The sequence below is a fragment of the Fundidesulfovibrio sp. YSD1 genome (assembly GCF_055397115.1).
The window spans coordinates 215,351-234,489 of record NZ_AP043666.1 but is presented as its reverse complement, the minus strand read 5'-3'; the positions used below and the strand labels follow the sequence as shown (position 1 = coordinate 234,489).

Sequence of the window (19,139 nt, the reverse complement as noted above, 5' to 3'; positions counted from 1 at the left end):
AGCGAGCGTCGCGGAGGGTCGCGCTTGACGCCGCACGTCTTCCGCGTGAGCGAGATGGCCCGGGCCCTCAAGGACGTGATCGAGGGCCAGTTTCCCTTCGTGTGGGTGCGCGGGCAGGTCTCCAACCTCTCGCGTCCCGCGTCGGGGCACGTGTACTTCTCGCTCAAGGACGAGGAGGCGGTGCTCAACGTGGTCTGGTTCAAGGGCAGCCAGAACGGGCTGTCGCTCAGTGAGACCGAGCGCTACGACCCCTTGACCGGCGAGATATTGCCCGCCGAGGGCGGCTCGGCCTGGCTCGCCGACGGCGTGGAGGCCATGTGCGCCGGGAGGCTCACCCTGTACCCCCCGCGCGGGGCCTGCCAGATGGTGGCGGAGCTCGTGCAGGACATGGGGCAGGGCAGGCTGCACCTGGAGTTCGAGGCCCTCAAGCGAAAGCTCGCTGGGCTCGGCTGGTTCGACGCCTCGCGCAAGAGGGCGCTGCCGGGCCATCCGGCCCGCGTGGCCGTGGTCACCGCGCCCACCGGGGCGGCCATCCGGGATTTTCTGCGCGTGGCTTCTTCGCGCGGGACCGGGGCCGAGGTGCGCGTCTACCCCGCCCAGGTGCAGGGCGACGCGGCCCCGGGCCAGATCGCAAAGACCCTGGCCCAGGCCGGGGCCGACGGCTGGGCCGAGGTGGCGGTGCTCATCCGGGGCGGCGGCTCCATCGAGGACCTCTGGGCCTTCAACACCGAGGCCGTGGCCGAGGCTGTGGTGAACTGCCCGGTCCCGGTTGTGTGCGGAGTGGGCCACGAGGTCGACGTGACCATCGCGGACCTGGCCGCCGACGTGCGCGCGGCCACGCCCAGCCACGCGGCGCAGCTTCTGTGGCCGGAGCGTTCCGTGCTGGCCCAGCGCGCCGACGAGGCCGAGACCGCGCTGTCGCGTGCCTTCACGCGCTTTCTCGCCTCCCGCGAGCAGGCCCTGGCCGGGTACGAGAAGGCCCTGGCCTGGCTCTCCCCGCGAAACCGCGTGGAGCGCCTGGGTGAGCGTCTGGCTAGCCTCGCGCTTCGCCTGGAGTCCGCCGGGGAGAGACGGCTTTCGGGGGCGCAGCGCACGCTGGACGGGCTCGCGGACAGGCTCTGCCCCGCCTGGAACAGGCTGGCCGACCGCGCGCAAAACCGCCTGGATGTGCTCTCGGCGCGCCTGGAAGGGTTGGACCCCGAGGGGCCGTTGGCGCGCGGCTACGCGCTGGCGCGCAAGGCGGACGGGACTTTCCTGCGCGGCGTGGACGAAGTTTCCGCCGGGGACGCGTTGGAGATCGTCGTGCGTGACGGCTCGGTGAAGACGTCCGTGTTGGGCGTGGAGCGGGGGCGGCGGTGATCCGGCTCGTCCTGGCTCTTTTCGCTCTCCTGGCCCTGGCCTCCGGTTCCGCCCTGGCGGCGGAGGTCACCCAAGGGCCGCTTCGCGTGTCCTTCCCCGAGAGCGTGGCCGAGGGCCAGCCGTTTCTGGTGGAAGTGACCCTCGCCGGCCAGGCCGGCGGCGCGACGGTGGAGTGGCTGGGCAAGCGCGCCCCGGTGGCCCTGGAGAAGCGCGGCAACGTGCTGCGCGCCGAGGCGCTCCTTGGGGCTGGGCTCGGCACGGCTGGCTCGTCGCGCGTGCTCCAGGTGGAGGCTTCGGTTGGCGGGGTGCGCGAGACCGCGCTGTGCGGCGTCAAGGTGACGCGCTCGGCTTTTCCCGAGCAACGCCTCAAGCTGCCCCCGCGCATGGTCACTCCGTCGAAGGAGGACCAGGAGCGCATCGAACGCGAGCGCGAGGTGATCAACAAGGCCCTGGCCGAGGTCAGCGCGATCAGGTATTGGGGAGTTCCCTTCCTGCGCCCGGTGCCCGGAGTGGTGACCAGCGCCTTCGGGCTCAGGAGGATACTCAACGGCCAGCCGCGCAGCCCGCACACGGGCATCGACTTCGACGCGTCGATGGGCGAGGAGGTCCGCGCGGCGGCGCGGGGCAGGGTGGTTCTGACCGGGGATTTCTACTACAACGGCAACTCCGTTTTCCTGGACCACGGCCAGGGCGTGATCACCATGTATTTCCACCTCTCCCGCGTGAACGTGGCCAACGGCCAGGTGGTGGAGAAGGGGCAGGTGGTCGGCCTGGCCGGGGCCAGCGGGCGCGCCACCGGCCCGCATCTGCATTTCGGCATGAGGCTTCTGGGCCAGTCCGTGGACCCCATGGCGCTTTTCGCGCCCGGGTGGCCTTCGGCAAGGCGGCCCGGGGAGGGGTCATGAGCGCCAAGGAAATGAATTTCGAGAACAACATAGAGCGGTTGCGGAAGATAGTCGAACAGCTCGAATCCGGGGAGCTTCCCCTGGAAAAGGGCGTGGCCCTCTACAAGGAAGGGGTCGGGCTGGCCGGGGCGTGCCGCGCGCAGCTGGATAAGGCCAGGCTGACCGTGAGCCAGGTCGCCCCGGACGGGCTTGCGCCTTTCGACGCCGCCGCGAGCGAGGAGAATTGAGGTGACGGTCAAACAACGCCTTTCGGCCTACGCGCAGGAAGTGGAGAACAGCCTGCGCACGGCGCTCAGGAACAAGGGCGTCCCTTCGGGCCTGCTGGAGGCCATGGAATACAGCCTGCTGGCCGGAGGCAAGCGCCTGCGGCCCGTGCTCTGCCTGTGCTTCGCCCGGATGATGGGCGCGCCGAAAGACGCGGTGCTGCCTTTCGCCTGCGCGTTCGAGCTCATCCACACCTATTCGCTGGTGCACGACGACCTCCCGGCCATGGACGACGACGACCTGCGCCGGGGGCGGCCCTCCAACCACAAGGTCTTCGGCGAGGCCATGGCCATCCTGGCGGGCGACGGCCTGCTCACGGAGGCCTTCGTGCTCATGGCCTCCACGGCCAAGGACGTCCCGGCCGAACGCGTGGTCCAGGCCACGGGCACCCTGGCCCGGGCCGCAGGAGCGGCCGGGATGGTCGGGGGCCAGGCCCTGGACATGGCCTACACGGCCAAGGCCGGGGTCAGCCTGGAGGAGCTGCGCGAGATGCAGGCCTTGAAGACCGGGGCGCTCATCACGGCCGCCTGCGTCTGCGGGGCCGAACTGGCCGGGGTCGCCCCGGACCTGGTGGCCCGTGCCAGGAGCTACGGCCAGTCCGTGGGCGCGGCCTTCCAGATCGTGGACGACGTGCTGGACGTGGTTGGCGACGAGAAGACGCTGGGCAAGCCCGTGGGCTCCGACGAGGAGCAGGGCAAGACCACCTACCCCTCGCTCATCGGCGTGGAGCGCAGCATGGACCTGGCCCGCAGGCACGCGGCGCACGCCCTGGAGAGCCTCGCGCCCTTCGAGGGCCCGGAGGCGGTCTTTTTGCGCGACCTGGCCCAGTACATCGTGGACAGGGTGTCCTGACCGCGCGCGGCCGGGCGGCAACAGGCGCGTGGGCGCACACACACATTCGTCATCGCGACGCCAGGAGTAACGAGAAGCAATGTCCCTGCTTGATGGACATCCCCTGAAGATGCTCGCCCGGGCCGGAAACCCTTCCGACATCGCCGGGCTTTCCTGCGAGGAGCTCGAGGAGCTTGCCCAGGACGTGCGCGAACTGATCATCGCCACCGTCTCCGAGAATGGCGGCCACCTGGCCCCGTCCCTGGGAGTGGTGGAGCTGACGCTCGCCCTGCTCAAGACCTTCGACCCCTCGCGCGACAAGATCGTCTGGGACGTGGGCCACCAAGCCTACGCCTACAAGATCCTCACCGGGCGGCGCGAGCGTTTCCACACCCTGCGCACCCTGGGCGGCGTGAGCGGATTTCCGCGCATGGCCGAGAGCCCCTTCGACCACTTCGGCACCGGGCACTCCAGCACATCCATCTCGGCGGCCTCGGGCATGGCCATGGCCCGCGACGTGCTGGGCAAGGACAACAAGGTGGTGGCCGTCATCGGCGACGGTTCCATGACCGCCGGGCTCGCTTACGAGGGCCTGAACCAGGCGGGCGGCGACGGGCGCGACCTGGTGGTGGTGCTGAACGACAACAAGATGTCCATCTCCAAGAACGTGGGCGCGCTTTCGCTCTTTCTCTCGCGAAAGCTCTCCAACCGCTGGGTCACGCGGGCCAAGCGCGAGTTCGAGGCCATGGCCCGCCTTGTGCCCTTCGGCCAGGAGATGGTGGAGATCGTCAAGCGCGGCGAGGAGTCCTTCAAGGGATTCTTCACGCCGGGCATGCTCTTCGAGGCCTTCCATTTCAACTATGTGGGCCCCATCGACGGCCACGACCTGCCCAAGCTCCTCTCCGTGTTCAAGGAAGTGCGCGAGATGAAGGGGCCGGTGCTGGTGCACGTGCTCACCCAGAAGGGCAGGGGCTACACCCCGGCCGAGGAGAACCCCACCTACTACCACGGCGTGGGCTCCTTCGAGCCGGAGACCGGCGAGATCATCAAGTACTCGGCCTCCAAGCTGCCCACCTACACCGACGTCTTCGGCGACACCCTGTGCAAGCTGGCCGAGCGCGACAAGCGCGTCATCGCCATCACGGCGGCCATGCCCGAAGGCACCGGCCTGGCCTGCTTCTCCCAACGCTTCCCCGAGCGCTTCGTGGACGTGGGCATCTGCGAGCAGCACGCCGTGACCTTCGCCGCCGGCCTGGCCACCCAGGGGCTCAAGCCCGTGGTGGCCATCTACTCCACGTTCCTGCAACGCTCCTACGACCAGATCGTGCACGACGTCTGCCTCCAGGATCTGCCCGTGACCCTCTGCCTGGACCGGGGCGGGCTCGTGGGCGAGGACGGGGCCACGCACCACGGCGTGTTCGACGTCTCCTTCTTGCGCCACATCCCCAACCTGGTGCTCATGGCCCCCAAGGACGAGGCCGAGCTCCAGCGCATGCTGGCCACGGCCATGGCCCACCCCGGGCCGGTGGCCATCCGCTACCTGCGCGGCGTGGGCGTGGGGGCTGGGCTCTGCGACGACCCCGAGCCCATTCCGCTCGGCCAGGGCGAGCTTCTGCGCGACGGCTCCGACGCGGTGATAGTGGCCCTGGGCAGCAGGGTGATGCCCGCGCTGGCGGCCGCCATGGAGCTCGAATCGGAACACGGGCTCAAGGTGGCGGTGTACAACGCCCGCTTCGTCAAGCCCCTTCCCGAGGCGGACCTTTTGGACCTGGCCGCGCGCTTCGAGGTGCTCCTGACCGTGGAGGAGAACGCCCTGCAGGGCGGGTTCGGCTCGGCCGTGCTGGAATTCCTGGGCGACTCGGGCGCGCTTCGCGGCCAGAAGATCAAGCGCCTGGGCATCCCGGACCATTTCGTGGAGCACGGGCCGCAAAAGGCCCTGCGCGAGATGCTCGGCATCCACAAGGACGGCATCCGGAAGGCCGTGCTCGAAGCCTGCGGACGGGAGGTGTAGCCGTGCCGGTCTCGGTGATCCTCTGCCACCCCTCTCCGGGCAGCTTCAACCACGCGGTGGCCGAAACCGCCCGGGAAGAGCTCTCGGCAATGGGCCGGGAGGTGCGCTTCCACGACCTCTACGCCGAGCGCTTCGCGCCCGTGCTGCCGGACATGGAGATCCCCCGCGACGGGCTGGTGCCGGAGTTCGTGGCCCGGCACTGCGAGGAGATCGCCGATGCCTCCGGGATAGTGGTCGTGCACCCCAACTGGTGGGGCATGCCCCCGGCCGTGCTCACGGGCTGGGTGGACCGGGTGATGCGCCCGGGCGTGGCCTACGAGTTCAAGGAGGGCGACGGCGGCGAGGGCGTGCCCGTGGGGCTCCTCAAGGCGGACGCGGCCGTGGTCTTCAACACGGCCAACACCCCGGCCGCCCGCGAGCGGGAGGCCTTCGGCGACCCGCTGGAGCGCATCTGGCGCGACTGCGTCTTCGGCCTGTGCGGCGTGACCCGCGTGCACAGGCGCACCTTCGAGGTGATCGTCACCTCCACCCCTGAACAGCGCGCCGCCTGGCTCGGCGAGGTGCGCCGCACCATGCGGGAGATCTTCGGCTAGCCGCGCCGGGTTCGGCTTTTTCGAGGCAAAACCGCCGGTGGGCGCTTTTCAGCGGGCCGCCGGGGCTCCTGGCCGTTTCTACTGCTAGCGCCTCACGTGCACGGGCACCACGCGCACGTCCTTGTTCGGGTTCCCGGCGGCCCTGGGTTGCGCCGGGCTCCCTTGCGCCACGTAGACCTGCTCCCGCCTGTCCTTGAGCGGCGCGACCACTTCGCGCACGCATTCACGCGGGCAGTTCCATTCCATCCCGCGCCGCCCAAGGGCCGGATGGCCCTACTTCCTGGCGATCACCTCGATCTCCACCAGTACGTCGCGCGGCAGGCGCGCCACCTCCACGCCGGAGCGGGCCGGGTAGGGGGGCGTAAAGAACGAGGCGTAGACCTCGTTCACGGCCTGGAAATCCTTCATGTCCTTGAAGAACACCGTGGCCTTGACCACGTTCTCCATGCCGAGCCCGGCGGCCTCCAGCACGGCCTTCACGTTGGAGAGCACCTGCCTGGCCTGGGTGGCCGCGTCGCCCTCCACCAGTTGGCCCGTGGCCGGGTCGATGGGGATCTGGCCGGAACAGAAAAGGAACTCGCCCGCCCAGACCGCCTGGGAATAGGGGCCGATGGCCGCCGGGGCGTTTTTCGTCTCAACGGCTGTCTTCTTGGCGTTCATGCGTCTCTCCTTTGTGCGGATGCCCGCAGCATAGCGCATGATCCGGCCCGGGCCAACAGGCGCGCGCACGTCCCGCCAACGCCGGGAGAGGAGCGGGCGCGGGTGGCGGCCCTGGCCGGGCCTTGGCGCGCCGCCTGATCGCCGCGGGCTATTTCTTCAGGAAGGCTTCCCTGGCGGCGAAGGCCGTGTCCGGGAAGTCCGAGAACACACCGTCCACGCCGATCTCGAAGAACTGCCTGTACTCGGCCTTGGGGTCGCCCTTGTAGTCCGGGGCCAGGAAGCGCGGCTCGTCCCGGAAGGTGTAGGGGTGCACCAGGAGACCGGCGGCGTGGGCGTCCTTGACCAGGGCGTTCGGGGCCTTGAGGGACTTGTCCGGGTTCTCGCCCACTATGAGCCGCTTCCAGGGGCCGATGCCCTTGGCGAAGGCCGCGATGGCCTTAAGCTCCTCGGGCCTGGTCAGGTCCAGGTAGGTTCGCGTGTCGCCGGAGGCCACGAAGTCGTAGGGCCGCATGCCCGGCTCGTCGAAGAGAAACACCAGGGGCACGTCGATCATCTTCTTCAGGTCCTTGAGATTGGCCATCTCGAAGGACTGGATGAACACGGGCGAATCGGCCTTGTCCCACCCGGCGGCCTCGAGCTCCTTGACCAGGGGCCCCTCCAGGGCCAGGCCGATGGAGCGGAAATAGGTCGGATGCTTGGTCTCGGGATAGATGCCGATCACGCGGCCCTTTTCGGCACTCATGCGCTTGGCCAGGGCGATCACCTCGCCCAGCGTGGGCACCTCGTGCTTGCCGTCGTGGGACTTGTCGCGGAAATCCAGGCGCTCCCTGGCCTTCAGGGTCTTGAGCTCCGCCAGGGTGAAGTCCTCGGTGAAATAGCCCTCGACCTCGGCCCCGTCGATGATCTTCTTCTTCCTGCGGTCGGGGAACTTCCGGGCCACGTCCGTGGTGCCGGAGATTTCGTTCTCGTGGCGGGCCACGAGCACGCCGTCCTTGGTGGAGACGAGGTCGGGCTCGATGAAGTCCGCGCCCATCTCCACGGCCAGCCTGTAGGATTCCAGGGTGTGTTCGGGCCGGTGGCCGCAGGCCCCCCTGTGGCCGATGACGATGGGCTTGGATGCTGCGGACACCGGGTCGTCCTCCATGATCAGGTTCAGCGTGAGCAGGGCCATGAGAGGGTACACGAGAAGGCGCATGCTGTCCTCCGGGCTCGGGTTCGCTTCCGGGATGGCCACGGGCATTTACCCCGGGCCGGTTTTGTGGGAAAAGGCCTCTCGCGTTTCTCGCTCAAGGACCCCGCCATGAAAGATCTCATGCTCGTGCACATCTTCGGCCCCGACCGCCCCGGCATCGCCTCCACCGTCTCCGGGCTGCTGGCCCAGTACGGCGTGGACATCCTGGACGTGGGCCAGTCCGTCATCCACGACGCCCTGTCGTTGGGCGCGCTCATCCGCATCCCGGAGGGCGCGCAGTCGGCGGCCGTGGTCAAGGACCTGCTCTACGCCGCCCACGAAATGGGCGTGGGCTGCAAGTTCACACCCGTGAGCCCGGACGGCTACACCCAGTGGGTGGAGGCCGCGGGCAAGCCGCGCTGGATCGTGAGCCTGCTCGGGCGCACCATCAGCGCCGCCCAGGTGGCCGCCGTCACCAGCGTGATAACGGCCAACGGCCTGAACATCCAGTCCGTGAACCGCCTCACCGGCCGCCCCAGCATGGAGGACGACGACCGCGACCGCCCGGCCTGCATCGAGTTCTCCGTGCGCGGCACCCCCGTGGACGTGGGCGCCATGCGCAAGGAATTCCTGCGCATCGCAAGCCAGCTGGGCGTGGACATCGCCCTGCAGGAGGACAACGCCTTCCGCCGCAACCGCAGGCTGGTGGCCTTCGACATGGACTCCACCCTGATCCGCGTGGAGGTCATCGACGAATTGGCCAAAGCCTGGGGAGTGGGGGAGCAGGTGGCGGCCATCACGGAGTCGGCCATGCGCGGCGAGCTCGATTTCCGCCAGAGCCTGAAGAAGCGCCTGAGCCTGCTTCGTGGCCTGCCCGTGGAGACCCTGGAGAACGTCGCGGCCGACATCCCCCTGAACGACGGTGCCGAGAAGCTCGTGCGCAACCTCAAGCGCTTCGGCTACAAGACCGCAGTGATCTCCGGCGGCTTCACCTTCTTCGGCGAACGCCTGCGCGAGCGCCTGGGCATCGATTACGTGCACGCCAACGAACTGCGCATCGAGGACGGCAAGCTCACCGGCGAGGTGGCGGGCGAGGTGGTGGACGCCAAGCGCAAGGCCGACCTGCTCAAGGCAATCGCCGAGAGCGAGAACATCTCGCTCATGCAGACCATCGCCGTGGGCGACGGGGCCAACGACCTGCCCATGCTCAACCTGGCTGGCCTGGGCATCGCGTTTCGCGCCAAGCCCCTGGTGAAGGAAGGGGCCGGGCACGCCATCTCCACCCTCGGGCTGGACGCGGTGCTGTATCTTTTGGGCTTCCGCGACCGCGACATCGAATAGATCGTTTTTCTGGAGAGGGCGCTGCCCTCTCCAGGCCTCTCCCGCCAGGGAGCTTCGTTCCCTGGACCCGTTATAGCTTCGCGTCGGTCACCGGATGCAACGAAGTTGTCCGCCCGCCTGCCTGGAAGCGCGCTTCCAGGCAGGCGGGCGGACAAAGTTCATGGCAAGGGTGAAATCCGCGAAGCGGAAAGCCGGGGCCCGGGGGGAGGCTTCTCCCCCCGGCGGGTGCAGGGCAGAGCCCTGCCGGGGTGCGGGGCAGCGCCCCGCTCCGTTTCTTTTCTTCCAAGCCTTGCCTATTGCTTCCCCTCGGGAGTATCTCTGAAAAGATCCGGAAAAAGGGAGGGAAAAGCCATGATCCGCAACATCCTTGCGCCCGTGACTCCGTCCGGCGCGTGCGCCAGGTCCGCCGAGGTCGCGGCGGGACTGGCCAGGCGTTTCAGCGCGGGCCTGACCATCCTGCACGTTTTCGGTTTCGAGCACCGCTGGGGGGAGGCCGAGCTGCTCGCCCGGCCGGGCGAGCTGGAGAACATTCGCGAAGCCATGGGGAAGCGCTTCGCCCCGCTCCTGGAAGGCCTGGGCGGGCGGGGCATCGTGGCGGCCCAGGGCGTGCCCCACGTGGAGATCCTGCGCCTGGCCCGGGAGGACGGCGCGGACCTCATCGTCATGTGCCCGGCCAGCGGCGACATCCCCGCGATGGAAACGGAGATCGCCCGCGTGGGGCACACGGTGGAGCGCGTGCTGGAGTTCGCGCGCTGCCCGGTGATGCTCACCGGAGCCGCGTTGCGCGAGCCGGGCCACGTCGGGCACGTGCTCGCGGCCACGCGCCTGGGCCCGGCGGACATGCCGGGCGTCGAGTACGCCGGGCGCCTGGCCCGGGAGTGCGGGGCCGGGCTCACCGTGCTGAACGTGCTGGACACCTGCGTCGAGGCCGCGAACATGAGCCAGGGGGCAATCGGGCGCGAAAGCGCCGCCAGGATCGAACGCATGGGCAGGGACTACGCGGCCGCCCTGTCCGGCGTGAAGAGCGTGGAGTACGCCTGCTGGGAAGGCGACACCGAGGTGGAGATACTGAAGCTCGCCCGCAGGCGCGGCGCGGACGTCATCGTCATGACCCATCGCGGTGGGGAAACCGATCCGGAATGCGCCTTCGAGCGCTCCCTGGTGCTCCGCGTGGCCTGCAAGGCGCTCTGCCCGGTGCTCAGCGTGAACAAGGGGAGCGAGGCGCAGGCTTAGGCTTGCTGGCCGGGCTGCCTGGTTTCAGGGCGAGCGCGCCCGATCACAAAAAAACGCGCGGCCGGACGAATTGTCCGGCCGCGCGCTTCTTTTGCGTGCAAAACCCGGGTTCTAGACCTCGAAGAGCATCTCCAGGTCGTTTCTGGTCAGGCTCTTCCAGGCGTCCTGGCCGGGGATGATGGCCTCGGCCACGCCTTTCTTCATGTCCTGGAGCTTCAGTATCTTCTCCTCCACGGTGTTGGAGCAGATCAGCTTGTAGGCGAACACCTGGCGCTTCTGGCCGATGCGGTGCGTGCGGTCCGTGGCCTGGTTCTCCACGGCCGGGTTCCACCACGGGTCGTAGTGGATCACGTAGTCCGCGCTGGTCAGGTTGAGGCCCGTGCCGCCCGCCTTGAGCGAGATCAGGAAGATGGGGATTTCCGGGGTGTTGTTGAAGCGGTCCACCTGCTCGAAGCGGTCCTTGCTGGAGCCGTCCAGGTAGGCGAAGGGCGTCTGGTTGATCTGCAGCCAGCTGCGGATGATGTGCAGCATCTGCACGAACTGCGAGAACACCAGCACCTTGTGGCCTTCCTCCACGATGTCCGTGACCAGGTCCTTGAAGGTGTCGAACTTGCCCGAGGGCAGGTTGGTGTTCACGCCGGGCATGTCGAGCTTCAGAAGCCTGGGGTGGCAGCAGATCTGGCGGAGCTTGAGCAGCGCGTCCAGGATGGACATCTGCGACTTGGCCATGCCCTTCTCGTCCACGTCCTTGAGCACCTGGTCGCGCAGCTTCTTGGCCAGCTGGGAGTAGAGCTCGGCCTGCTCGTCGATGAGCGCGCAGTACTGGACGTTCTCCACCTTGGGCGGCAGGTCCTTGGCCACCTCGGACTTGGTGCGGCGCAGGATGAAGGGCTTCACGCGGCCGCGCAGGTAGTCGAGCGTCTCCTCGTCGCCGTCCTTGATGGGCTTGACGATGCCGCGCTGGAAGGAGTTCTGGCTGCCCAGGAAACCGGGCATGAGGAACTCGAACAGGCTCCAGAGCTCGAAGAGGTTGTTCTCGATGGGCGTGCCCGAGAGGCAAAGGCGCATCTTGCCCCTGAGCCTGCGCACGGAGCGCGCCGTGATGGTGTTGGGGTTCTTTATGTTCTGGGCCTCGTCCAGGATGATGGTGCTGAACTCGAAGTTGAGCAGCTCGTCCAGGTCGCGGCGCAGGAGCGCGTAGGTGGTGATCACCAGGTTCGATTCGGCGATCTTCTTGAAAAGCCCTTCGCGCTTGGCCCCGTAGACGATCAGCCGGGTGAGCCGGGGCACGAACTTCTCGGCCTCGCGGTCCCAGTTGGGCAGCACCGAGGTGGGCACCACGATCAGGTTGGGCGCGCGCGAGCCCTTGTCCACCATGTGCTGGATGAAGGAGAGCGTCTGCACGGTCTTGCCCAGGCCCATCTCGTCGGCCAGGATGCCGCCGAAGCCGTACTCGCGCAGGAAGTTCAGGTAGCTGAGGCCCTGCAACTGGTAGGGGCGCAGGCTGGCGTTCAGGTGCGCGGGCTGCTTGAGCGGCACGATCTCTTTGAAGCTGTGGATCTTTTCGCGCAGGCTGTTCCAGAAAGAGTCGGTGTGGGCCTCGGGCAGGTCCTCGAGGATCTTGTCCAGCACCGGGGCCTCGAACTGCTTGAAGCGCTTCTGGGGCGGCTTGTCCGCGTCGTAGCCCAGGGCGCGCAGCTTGTGGCCGATGCGCTTGAGCCAGCTCTCGGGCAGGCTCGTGTAGGAGCCGTCCTTGAGCTGCACGTAGCGCTTTCCCTGGGTCCAGGCCTTCCAGATCTTCTCGATGGGCACCTTCTGGTCGTCGTACTGCACGGCCAGGTCCAGGTCGAACCAGTTCTCCTTCTCGTTGGACTCCACCTCGGCCACGATCACCGGCTGGGAGAGGCGCACCTTGTAGCGGGTGAGGTTCTTCTCGCCGAAGACGCGGTACTTCTCCACGAGCTTGGGGTAGGCGTCCAAGAGGAAGACGATGGCTTCCTCGGGCTCCAAAAACCAGTTGGCGTTGTTGCGCGGCTGGAAGCCCATCTCCTGCAGCACGGCGATGAGCGCCGCCTCGGCCTCCTGCTCGCGGGCCATGAGGAAGCTCTTGCCCTCGAAGGAGTAGGAGCCTGTCTGCAATTCGGGGTTGGGGCCTTCCTGGAAGACCTCGCCGTGCTCGGTCTCGTAGACGTTCTGCACCTGGAGCGTGAGCAGGCTGCCTTCCTCGTCCAGGTAGAGCTTCGGATTGTACCTGGCGGGCAAAAAGCTCGGCTTCATGCGGTCGAGGAATTCCTGCTGGCCGTGCAGGTCCGAGGCGGGGAACTTGGTCCAGACCCGGTCCAAAAATTCCGAGACGTCGCCCGAGGGCACCAGCGGCGGGTTCTCCACCATCTCGCGGATGAAGGGCGCGGGCAGGCCGGTCTGCACCGGGTAGAAGCTCTTGTTCCAGCAGACCCACAGGGGCAGCTGGCCGTAGAAGAAGGTCTCCTGGCCCTGGATGGCGAAGGGGGCCTTGCCGGGGCGGGCCAGGTAGATGTCGAAGCGCAGGCCCTGGGCCTCGTCCATCACCGGGCGCAGCTGCAGGCGCATGGTGGAGCGCTCGATGCGCACCGGGTGCTCGGTGTCCTGCCAGTAGAGGTAGTACTCCTTGCCGATGGACCACAAGAACCAGGAGATGAGCCCGGCCGGGATGTCCACCCGGTGGCCCCGGTAGTCCAGGAAGTGGCCGATCTGCTCGGCGACGAGCGGCAGGCTGGGCGAGGTCTCGCACCAGTCCGGGTTCTGGATGATCTGCTCGAGGGTGATCTCCTGGTGCACCTGGGAGAGCCCGGACTTGTTCTGGCGGCCCCGGAAGAAGGCCACCTGGAGCCGGCCGGGCTCGGGGTGGAAGCGGTAGATGACGTAGTGCTTGCCCGCCTCGGGCTCGAAGGCCGTGGCGAAGAAATGCCTGAAGGTCTGGCGCCACTCCACGTTCTGGGCCGCCTCGGCCTGGCTGTCCTGGCTCTTGCGGCCCTCCAGGCTTTTCACGAACTTGAGCGCGGTGGCCCCCACGTGGCGGCACACTCCGGAGAACGACTCGGGGCAGTTGCAGAAGAAGGTGACGGTCTCGTCCTCGAGGTTCAGCCCCAGTTCGGACGTGTAGACCTGGAAATCATCCCCCTGGACTTGCCCCTCCACATCCCAGTACTGTTCGCGCTTCTTGACGTCGATTTTCTGGACGCCGTCCTGCGCGACGATTGAATGCGAGCCGTCAATGATATATTCGGGAATCGTCTCCCGGACGAATTCCTGGAGGATTTGCTTGGCTTTGCTCTCCTCGCTGGTGAGGGCCATGTTTATCGATACTCCGTGAGAGGCGGAAAAAGGTTTCTTACAAATTCCATACCCAATTGCCTAACCCCACACTCTATGCATTTTCAGACGCAAAGCAAGCATTTCTCCCTCGGCGGGAGGTTTTTCCGGTATCTGGGACCGGTGGCGCTTTTTCTCGCCCTGGCCCTTGCCGGATGCGACTCCCAGCCCGGGGGCGGGCAGGCCCCGAAGGCCTCCGGCGACGGCGGCAAGCCCGAGCACGGCGGGCGCATCATCATGGCCACCCTGGGCGAGCCCAGCAACCTCATCCCGCCGCTTTCCACGGATTCGGCCTCCCACGAGGTGGCCTCGCTCATCTACGTCTCGCCCCTGCGCTACGACAAGGACATCAAGATCGAGCCCTACGCCGCGCAGTCCTTCGAGATCCTGGACGGAGGCCGCCACTTCAAGTTCAAGCTGCGCGAGGACATCCGTTGGTTCGACGGCAGGCCCCTCACCGCCGACGACGTGGAGTTCACCTACAGGCTGATGATCGACCCCAAGACCCCCACGGCCTACGCCGGGGATTTCCTGGCCATCAAGGAGTTCAGGAAGACGGGCGCGTACACCTTCGAGGTGTTCTACGAAAAGCCCTTCGCCAGGGCCGTCTCCACCTGGGCCTCGGACATCCTGCCCAAGCACGCTCTCGAGGGCGAGGACCTGACCAACACCAAATACGCTCGCGAGCCGATGGGCGCTGGCCCCTACAAGCTGAAAGAGTGGGTGGAGAACCAGCGCGTGGTGCTCACGGCCAACAAGGACTACTTCGAGGGCAAGCCCTACATCGACGAGGTGGTCTACCGCTCCGTGCCGGACCAGACCACCCAGTTCATGGAGCTCAAGGCGGGCAACCTGGACTACATCGGGCTCACACCGCCGCAGTACCTCTTCCTGACGAACGGCCCCAGGTGGGAGGCGGGCTGGCGCAAGTACAAGTACCTGGCCTCGGGCTACACGTATCTGGCCTACAACCTGGAGCATCCGCTCTTCAAGGAGAAGAAGGCCCGCCAGGCCCTGGCCCACGCCATCGGCAAGGAGGAGATCATCAAAGGCGCACTCCTGGGGCTCGGGGTGCCCACCATTGGCCACTACAAGCCGGACTCCTGGGCCTACAACCACGACATCAAGCCCTACGGGTACGACCCGGGCAAGGCGCTCATGATGCTCGGCGAGCTCGGCTGGAAGCGCGAGAAGCCCACCGGGCCGCTCATGAAGGACGGCAGGCCCTTCGCCTTCACGGTGATAACCAACCAGGGCAACGAGCAGCGCATCAAGGCCTGCGCCATCATCCAGGAGCAGCTGGCGCGCATCGGCATCCGGATGCAGGTGCGCACCCTGGAGTGGGCCACCTTCATCAAGGAGTTCGTTGACCAGCGCCGCTTCGAGGCCGTGCTCCTGGCCTGGTCCATCCCGCAGGACCCGGACGCCTTCGACGTCTGGCATTCCTCCAAGGCGGCAAGGCCGGGGCTCAACTTCGTGGGCTACGCCAACCCGGAGGCGGACGCGCTCCTGGAGGCGGGCCGCAACCTCGTGGACCCGGCGCAAAGAAAGCCCATCTACGACCGCTTCCAGGAAATCCTGCACGAGGACCAGCCCTACTGCTTCCTCTACACCCCCTACGCGCTGCCCATCCTCACCGAGAGGGTGCACGGCGTCGAGCCCGCCCCGGCGGGCATCTCGTGGAACTTCGTCCGCTGGTGGATCCCCAAGTCCCAGCAAAGAACCGTGCTCTCTAAATGATCCGCATCAACGAAATAATGGACAAGGTCGCGCCGTACATGGATCAGGCCGGCCAGGACCTCATCACCAAGGCCTACGTGTATTCGGCGGCCGCCCACGCGGGCCAGACCAGGCTCTCGGGCGAGCCGTACCTCATGCACCCGCTCTCCGTGGCCAACATCCTGGCCGAGATGCGCCTGGACGCGCCCAGCATCTCCGCCGGCCTCCTCCACGACACCGTGGAGGACACCATGGCCACCATCGACGAGATAGAGGAGCAGTTCGGCGAGGAAGTGGCGGACATCGTGGACGGGGTGACCAAGATCAGCCTGATGTCCTTCGAGTCCAAGGAGGAGGCCCAGGCCGAGAACATCCGCAAGATGGTCTTCGCCATGGCCGAGGACATCCGGGTGATCCTGGTCAAGCTGGCCGACAGGCTGCACAACATGCGCACCCTGGACTTCCAGAAGCCCATCAAGCGCCAGCTGATCAGCCAGGAGACCATGGACATCTACGCCCCGCTGGCCAACCGGCTGGGCCTGCACCGCATCAAGGTGGAACTGGAGGACCTCTCCTTCAAGCACCTGAAGCCCGAGATCTACGAGCAGCTCAAGCAGGGCGTGGACAGCCACGAGGTGCTGGACGAGGCCTACATCGAGAAGGTCATCTCCGTCATCCGGGGCCTGATGGAGGAGAACGCCATCAAGGGCAGGGTGCTCGGGCGCAAGAAGCACCTCTGGAGCGTGCACAACAAGATGAAGGCCCAGGGCCTGGCCCTGGACCAGGTGCACGACATCGTGGCCTTCCGCATCATCGTGGGCACCCTGAAGGACTGCTACGCCATGCTGGGCCTGGTGCACTCGCTCTGGAAGCCGGTGCACGGGCGCTTCAAGGACTACATCTCCATGCCCAAGGCCAACATGTACCAGAGCCTGCACACCACGGTGATAGGCCCGGACGGCGAGCGCATCGAGATACAGATCCGCACCGAGGAGATGAACCAGCTGGCCGAACACGGCGTGGCCGCCCACTGGGCCTACAAGGAGCGCGGCAAGTCCGGCAAGATGGCCGCCCGCGACGCCGAGCGCTTCACCTGGCTGCGCCAGATCATGGACTGGCAGCGCGAGGCCACGGACTCCAAGGAGTTCATGCGCTCCCTGCGCTACGACCTCTTCCAGGAGGAAGTCTACGTCTTCACGCCCAAGGGCGACGTGAAGGAACTGCCCGACGGGGCCACCCCCGTGGACTTCGCCTACGCCATCCACACCGAGGTGGGCAGCCACTGCTCCGGGGCCAAGGTCAACGGCAGGCTGGTTCCCCTCACCACGGCGCTGAAAAACGGCGACACCGTGGAGATCTTCACGGACAAGAACCGCAACCCCAGCAAGGACTGGCTCAAGTTCGTCAAGACCGCCAAGGCCCGCACGCGCATCAAGCATTGGGTGAAGACCCAGGAGCGCGAGGAGGCCATCGCCCTGGGCAAGGAGCTCCTGGAGAAGGAAGGCCGCAAGCTCGGCGTGAACGTGAACCGCCTGGTCAAGGAGGACGCCTTCGCCCCGGTGCTGGCCGAGTACAACTTCCCGGGCGTGGAGGAACTCTTCGTGGCCGTGGGCTACTCCAAGCTCACGCCCAGGCGCGTGCTGCGCGCGTTTCTGCCCAAGCCGGAGGCCAGCAAGCAGGAGGCCCAGGCCGAGAGCCAGGCCGACCAGGGCAAGGCCAAGCCGGGCGAGTCCATCCGCATCAAGGGCGTGGACAACGTGCTGGTGAGCTTCGCCGGGTGCTGCACCCCGCTGCCGGGCGAGCCCGTGGTGGGCTACATCAGCCGGGGCAGGGGAGTGATCGTGCACACCCACGACTGCCCGAACCTGGGCAGGCTGGAGCCCGAGAGGCTCCTGCAGGTGTCCTGGGAGGGCCAGGAGGACAAGCCCTATCCGGCCAAGATCACGATCCTCACGCACAACAAGAAGGGCGTGCTGGCCAAGATCGCGGCCATCCTGGCCGAGGACGGCGTGAACATCGACGCGGGCACGTTCAACTCCAGCGTGGACGGCCGCACCGAACTCGTGCTCACCGTGGAGGTCAAGGACTCGGGGCACCTCTACAGGACCATCGAGCACATCCAGAAGCTGCCCGAGGTGGTGGAGGTCAAGCGCATGGTGGAGGAGTCCCCGGCCTAGGGCCGGGGCGCTTCAAGATTTCAAAACTGAAACGGTGCGGTGGCCGCTTCGGGCGTGGGAGAGGGGCGCGAATGGCGCGCGGCTGTCCTGCGATTCGCGCCGGGCGTCCGCTTCCCGGCCGGCCATGCGGCCAAAACGAATCAGGGGCTTACGGCGGTTGCCGCAAGCCCCTGTCTTTCTTGGTCGGGATGAGAGGATTCGAACCTCCGGCCTCTGCGTCCCGAACGCAGCGCTCTAGCCAGACTGAGCTACATCCCGTCGTGCGAGGAGGCCTTTTATACAAGTGGGACAAGTTTGGCAAGCATGATTTCGTGTTGTCAAAATACCGGGTCTTCACGTATCTTTTCAACTGCCCCGCCATCTGCGCCACGAAGCGGAGGCGTGTCCACCACGGCCGGCCGTCCGGCCGTCACGCGAAACGAGAAAGGATTCCACAGTGATCAGTGTCGTCGTCGTCGATGATTCCGCCTTCATGCGCAAGGCGCTCGCTTCCATGCTCGAAAAGGACCCCGAGATCCGCGTCGTGGCCACGGCCCGGGACGGGCAGGAGGGCCTGGACCTCATCCGCAAGCACAATCCCGACGTCATCACCCTGGACATCGAGATGCCGCGCATGGACGGCCTGACCGCGCTCAAGCACATCATGATGGAGATGCCCAAGCCCGTGCTCATGGTCAGCTCGCTGACCGTGGAAGGGGCCGAGGCGACCCTCAAGGCCATGGAGCTGGGCGCGGTGGACTTCATTCCCAAGCAACTCTCCAAGGTCTCCCTGGACATCGTCAAGATCGAGGAGGACCTCCAGGCCAAGGTCAAGCAGATCGCGCGGCGCAAGTTCCGCCCGCCCCTGGCCATGCGCAGGCCCACGCCGGCGGCCCCGGCCGGGGCGCACGCGGCGGCGCACGAGGCCGAGGCGAAGAAGGAGTTCGTGAAACCGTCGGGAACGCTCACGCGCGACGTGGTGGCCATCGGCGTCTCCACGGGCGGGCCCCCGGCGGTGCAGAAGGTGCTCTCCGCGCTCCCGGCCAGTTTCCCGGCCTCCATCGTCATCGCCCAACACATGCCAGCGGCCTTCACCGGCCCGTTCGCCAAGCGCCTGGACGGCGTGTGCCAGGTCAGCGTCAAGGAAGCCGAGACCGGCGACAGGCTGGCTCCGGGCCACGTCTTCATCGCCCCGGGCGGCAAGCACCTGAAGCTCATCCAGAAGGTCAGCCGCGTGGAGATCGAGGTGACAACCGAGCCCGCCGAGGCGCTCTACAAGCCCTCCGCCAACGTCCTGGTGGGCTCGGCGGCCGAGGCCGTGGGGAAAAGGGCGCTGGGCGTGATTTTGACGGGCATGGGATCGGACGGACTCGAAGGCGTCAAGATTCTCAAGCAAAAGGGCGGGCGCGCCTTGGCCCAGTCGGACGCGTCCTGCGTCGTCTACGGGATGCCCAAGGCGATCGTGGATGCCGGCCTTGCCGACGAAATCCTGGACATCGACGACATGGCCCAGGCGATCATGAACAACCTGTACAAGTAGGCCCG

At 67.0% G+C, this 19,139-nt stretch carries 15 protein-coding genes and 1 tRNA gene; 11 read left to right on the top strand and 5 right to left on the bottom strand.

The features are described 5' to 3' along the window. Window positions 1–24: 24 nt before the first annotated feature. The 6 genes from xseA to ACZ5V4_RS01155 all read left to right on the top strand — a co-directional run bounded on the left by xseA (window position 25) and on the right by ACZ5V4_RS01155 (window position 5,963). Window positions 25–1,359 carry an exodeoxyribonuclease VII large subunit gene (xseA, locus tag ACZ5V4_RS01180; protein WP_464316353.1) on the top strand — a complete coding sequence of 445 codons (1,335 nt, stop codon included), beginning with the start codon at window positions 25–27 and terminating at the stop codon, window positions 1,357–1,359. Next, window positions 1,356–2,264, top strand: coding sequence for a M23 family metallopeptidase (locus ACZ5V4_RS01175; RefSeq protein WP_464316352.1), 909 nt, complete (start codon window positions 1,356–1,358; stop codon window positions 2,262–2,264). Before xseA ends, ACZ5V4_RS01175 begins: the two co-directional genes overlap by 4 nt. Next, window positions 2,261–2,491, top strand: coding sequence for an exodeoxyribonuclease VII small subunit (gene xseB, locus ACZ5V4_RS01170; protein WP_464316351.1), 231 nt, complete (start codon window positions 2,261–2,263; stop codon window positions 2,489–2,491). Before ACZ5V4_RS01175 ends, xseB begins: the two co-directional genes overlap by 4 nt. Window position 2,492: 1 nt before the next feature. Further along, window positions 2,493–3,380, top strand: a complete 888-nt coding sequence (locus tag ACZ5V4_RS01165; protein WP_464316350.1) for a polyprenyl synthetase family protein — start codon at window positions 2,493–2,495, stop codon at window positions 3,378–3,380. A 79-nt stretch (window positions 3,381–3,459) separates the two neighbouring features. After that, entirely contained in the window at window positions 3,460–5,370 is a 1,911-nt protein-coding gene (gene dxs, locus ACZ5V4_RS01160) for a 1-deoxy-D-xylulose-5-phosphate synthase (RefSeq protein WP_464316349.1), read from the top strand. A gap of 2 nt (window positions 5,371–5,372) precedes the next feature. Further along, a complete protein-coding gene (locus ACZ5V4_RS01155) occupies window positions 5,373–5,963 on the top strand; it encodes an NAD(P)H-dependent oxidoreductase (RefSeq protein WP_464316348.1) in 591 nt (196 codons plus the stop codon). 84 nt (window positions 5,964–6,047) lie between these two features. Here the strand turns inward: ACZ5V4_RS01155 and ACZ5V4_RS01150 are convergent, their stop codons facing one another. From ACZ5V4_RS01150 to ACZ5V4_RS01140, 3 genes are all read right to left on the bottom strand, one after another. Next, complete coding sequence (locus tag ACZ5V4_RS01150; RefSeq protein WP_464316347.1) at window positions 6,048–6,209, bottom strand: hypothetical protein; 162 nt, start codon at window positions 6,207–6,209, stop codon at window positions 6,048–6,050. A gap of 27 nt (window positions 6,210–6,236) precedes the next feature. Continuing rightward, window positions 6,237–6,623 (bottom strand): RidA family protein, encoded by a 387-nt coding sequence (locus ACZ5V4_RS01145; RefSeq protein ID WP_464316346.1) that lies wholly within the window; start codon window positions 6,621–6,623, stop codon window positions 6,237–6,239. A 148-nt stretch (window positions 6,624–6,771) separates the two neighbouring features. Continuing rightward, window positions 6,772–7,818, bottom strand: coding sequence for a glycerophosphodiester phosphodiesterase (locus ACZ5V4_RS01140; RefSeq protein WP_464316345.1), 1,047 nt, complete (start codon window positions 7,816–7,818; stop codon window positions 6,772–6,774). A 105-nt stretch (window positions 7,819–7,923) separates the two neighbouring features. Here ACZ5V4_RS01140 and serB point away from each other — a divergent pair, with 105 nt between their 5' ends. Together serB and ACZ5V4_RS01130 are read left to right on the top strand one after the other, a co-directional pair. Beyond that, window positions 7,924–9,135, top strand: a complete 1,212-nt coding sequence (gene serB, locus ACZ5V4_RS01135) for a phosphoserine phosphatase SerB (RefSeq protein ID WP_464316344.1) — start codon at window positions 7,924–7,926, stop codon at window positions 9,133–9,135. A 351-nt stretch (window positions 9,136–9,486) separates the two neighbouring features. Continuing rightward, entirely contained in the window at window positions 9,487–10,368 is an 882-nt protein-coding gene (locus tag ACZ5V4_RS01130; protein WP_464316343.1) for a universal stress protein, read from the top strand. A 111-nt stretch (window positions 10,369–10,479) separates the two neighbouring features. Here the strand turns inward: ACZ5V4_RS01130 and ACZ5V4_RS01125 are convergent, their stop codons facing one another. Then, window positions 10,480–13,701, bottom strand: coding sequence for a DEAD/DEAH box helicase (locus ACZ5V4_RS01125; RefSeq protein ID WP_464316342.1), 3,222 nt, complete (start codon window positions 13,699–13,701; stop codon window positions 10,480–10,482). 75 nt (window positions 13,702–13,776) lie between these two features. On the opposite strand from ACZ5V4_RS01125, the gene ACZ5V4_RS01120 reads away from it, so the two are divergent. Beyond that, window positions 13,777–15,459, top strand: coding sequence for a peptide-binding protein (locus ACZ5V4_RS01120; protein ID WP_464316341.1), 1,683 nt, complete (start codon window positions 13,777–13,779; stop codon window positions 15,457–15,459). Then, on the top strand, window positions 15,456–17,615 hold the full coding sequence (locus ACZ5V4_RS01115; RefSeq protein WP_464316340.1) for a RelA/SpoT family protein: 2,160 nt from the start codon (window positions 15,456–15,458) through the stop codon (window positions 17,613–17,615). The genes ACZ5V4_RS01120 and ACZ5V4_RS01115 overlap by 4 nt, the downstream gene beginning before the upstream one ends. A gap of 180 nt (window positions 17,616–17,795) precedes the next feature. Here the strand turns inward: ACZ5V4_RS01115 and ACZ5V4_RS01110 are convergent. Then, window positions 17,796–17,873, bottom strand: a tRNA-Pro gene (locus ACZ5V4_RS01110). Between the two features lie 178 nt (window positions 17,874–18,051). On the opposite strand from ACZ5V4_RS01110, the gene ACZ5V4_RS01105 reads away from it, so the two are divergent. Beyond that, window positions 18,052–19,134 carry a protein-glutamate methylesterase/protein-glutamine glutaminase gene (locus ACZ5V4_RS01105; protein WP_464316339.1) on the top strand — a complete coding sequence of 361 codons (1,083 nt, stop codon included), beginning with the start codon at window positions 18,052–18,054 and terminating at the stop codon, window positions 19,132–19,134. Window positions 19,135–19,139 lie beyond the last annotated feature (5 nt).